Genomic DNA, 2716 nt, shown 5'->3' on the forward strand with positions numbered 1-2716 from the left:
TGTGATCGAGGCGTTGTCGCCGCAGCGGCTGGCGGGTGTGTTGGGGGCGAAGGCGGAGGCTGCCTGGCATCTGCACGAGCTGACCTCCGACAAGGGACTCGATGCCTTCGTGTTGTTCTCGTCGCTGGCGGGGACGGTGGGTGGTGCGGGTCAGGCGAACTATGCGGCGGCGAATGCCTGTCTGGACGGGTTGGCGGGGCTGCGGCGGGCGCAGGGGTTGCCGGCCACGTCGGTGGCGTGGGGGCGCTGGGCCGGTGAGGGGCTTGCCGTGGGTGAGGCCAGGGAGTCGTGGGCACACCGTGGCGGGGTCGCGCCGATGGAGCCGGGTGATGCGCTGAGGGTGTTGGAGTCGGTGCTGGGCCGGGGCGAGGAGCAGGTTGTCGTCGCGGACATCGACTGGGACCGCTTCGCCCCGCGGCTCGCAAGCGCCCGCCCCGCTCCGCTCGTCGCGGAGATCCCGGAGGCCCGTCGCGCGCTGGAGACGGTCGCCGCCGACGGTGCCGGCACGGACGGCGATCCCGCCGAGTCGCTGCGCGCCGAGCTCGGCGGACTCTCCCCGGCGGAGCAGGACCTGCGGCTGCTGGACCTGGTGCGTACGCACGTCGCGGCCGTGCTCGGGCACGGCACCGACGAGGCGGTCACAGCGGACCGGGCGTTCAAGGACCTCGGCTTCGACTCGCTCACCGCCGTCGAACTGCGCAAGCGGCTCAACGGCGCGACGGGACTGCGGCTACCGGCGACGCTCGTGTTCGACCACCCCACGCCTCGGCTCCTCACCGACCGCCTGCGGGCGGAGCTGAGCCCCGCAGGGGCCCGGCGCTTCGACAGTGTGGTCGGGGAACTCGACCGGCTCGCGTCGGACCTCTCCGCACTCGTCGGGGAGGCCGAGGACGAGGCCCGGAACGAGATCACCCTGCGGCTGAAGGCACTGCTCCAGCTGTGCAGTCCCGCCGACGGACCCGAGTCCGAACCGGGCCGGGCGGCCGACAAGCTCGCCTCGGCCTCCGACGACGACGTCTTCGACTTCATCAGCAACGAACTCGGCATCTCCTGACTCCCGCCCCCTCCCCCTTGACTTCCTTCTCCGCGCACCGCGTGACGACTTCCCGAACTTGGAGCAGTACGGCGTGACCAACACCAGCGAGGACAAGCTCCGTTACTTCCTGAAGCGAGTGACCGGCGAACTTCACGACGCACGGCAACGCCTCCAGGAAGTGGAATCGGGAGAGCGCGAGCCCATCGCGATCGTGGGGATGAGCTGCCGCTTCCCGGGCGGGATCGACTCGCCCGAGCGGCTGTGGCAGTTGCTCGCCTCGGGCGAGGACGCCTTCTCCGAGTTCCCCACCGACCGTGGCTGGGACACCGAGGGCCTGTACGACCCGGAGCTGTCTCGGCCGGGAACGTCGTACGTCCGCGAAGGCGGATTCCTCACCGACGTCGGCGACTTCGACCCCGCCTTCTTCGGGATCTCCCCGCGTGAGGCGACAGCGCTCGACCCGCAGCAGCGGCTGCTGCTGGAGACCTCGTGGGAGGCCATCGAGCGGGCCGGCATCGACCCGACGTCGCTGAAGGGCAGCCGTACCGGAGTCTTCGCCGGTACCAACGGCCAGGACTACGCCGCCCTGCTGCGCCGGGCACCCAAACAGTCCGAGGGCTACCTCGCCACCGGCATCGCGGCCAGCGTGGTCTCCGGGCGCCTGTCGTACACCTTCGGCCTGGAGGGCCCGGCGGTGACGGTCGACACGGCGTGCTCGTCCTCGCTGGTGACCCTGCACCTGGCGGTCCAGGCGCTGCGCAACGACGAGTGCTCCCTCGCCCTCGCCGGCGGCGTCACGGTGATGGCCACCCCCGAGACGTTCGTGGAGTTCAGCCGCCAGGGCGCGCTCTCCCGCACCGGACGCTGCCGCCCCTTCGCCGCCGCGGCGGACGGCACGGCGTGGGGTGAGGGCGTCGGGATGCTGTTGCTGGAGCGGTTGTCGGACGCGCGGCGCAACGGCCACGAGGTGCTGGCGGTCGTGCGTGGCTCGGCCGTGAACCAGGACGGCGCCAGCAACGGCCTCACGGCGCCCAACGGTCCGTCCCAGCAGCGGGTCATCCGCGCCGCCCTCGCCAACGCGGGGCTCACCACCGCGCAGGTGGACGCCGTGGAGGCCCATGGCACGGGCACCACCCTCGGCGACCCGATCGAGGCCCAGGCCCTGCTCGCCACCTACGGCCAGGGGCGCCCGGCCGACCGCCCGCTGTGGATCGGCTCCCTCAAGGCGAACATCGGCCACACGGCCGCCGCCGCCGGTGTCGCCGGCGTCATCAAGATGGTCGAGGCGATACGGCATGGTGTGTTGCCGCGGACGCTGCACGTCACCGAGCCGACGCGTGAGGTGGACTGGTCGGCGGGCTCGGTCGAGTTGTTGACGGAGGCGCGGGAGTGGCCGGGGACGGGGGAGCGTCCGCGTCGGGCGGGTGTGTCGTCTTTCGGTGTGAGTGGCACGAATGCGCATGTGATTGTGGAGGAGGCTCCGGAGGTTTCGGGGTCGGTGGCTGAGGGTGCGGGTGTGGTGCCTTCGGTGGTGCCTTCGGTGGTGCCTTCGGTGGTGCCGTGGGTGGTGTCGGGGCGTGGGGATGGGGCGTTGCGGGCGCAGGCGGGGCGGTTGCTGTCCTGTGTGGGCGAGGGTGTGTCGTTGGTGGATGTGGGTTGGTCGCTGGCGGGGCGGGCGGC

Annotated in this window: 2 protein-coding genes; both read left to right on the forward strand. The window is 71.9% G+C overall.

Features of this window, described 5'->3' with window-relative positions; all coding sequences use genetic code 11:
* Positions 1-1054: KR domain-containing protein (locus ABZ919_RS41425; protein ID WP_361259480.1), on the forward strand; the 1054-nt coding region annotated here is incomplete at its 5' end.
* Positions 1055-1127: 73 nt separating this feature from the next.
* Positions 1128-2716, forward strand: a 1589-nt coding sequence (locus ABZ919_RS41430; protein ID WP_361259483.1) for a beta-ketoacyl synthase N-terminal-like domain-containing protein, incomplete at its 3' end; no start/stop codon positions are given.

The sequence above is a fragment of the Streptomyces sp. NPDC046759 genome (assembly GCF_040645475.1).
Classification (GTDB): Bacteria; Actinomycetota; Actinomycetes; order Streptomycetales; family Streptomycetaceae; genus Streptomyces.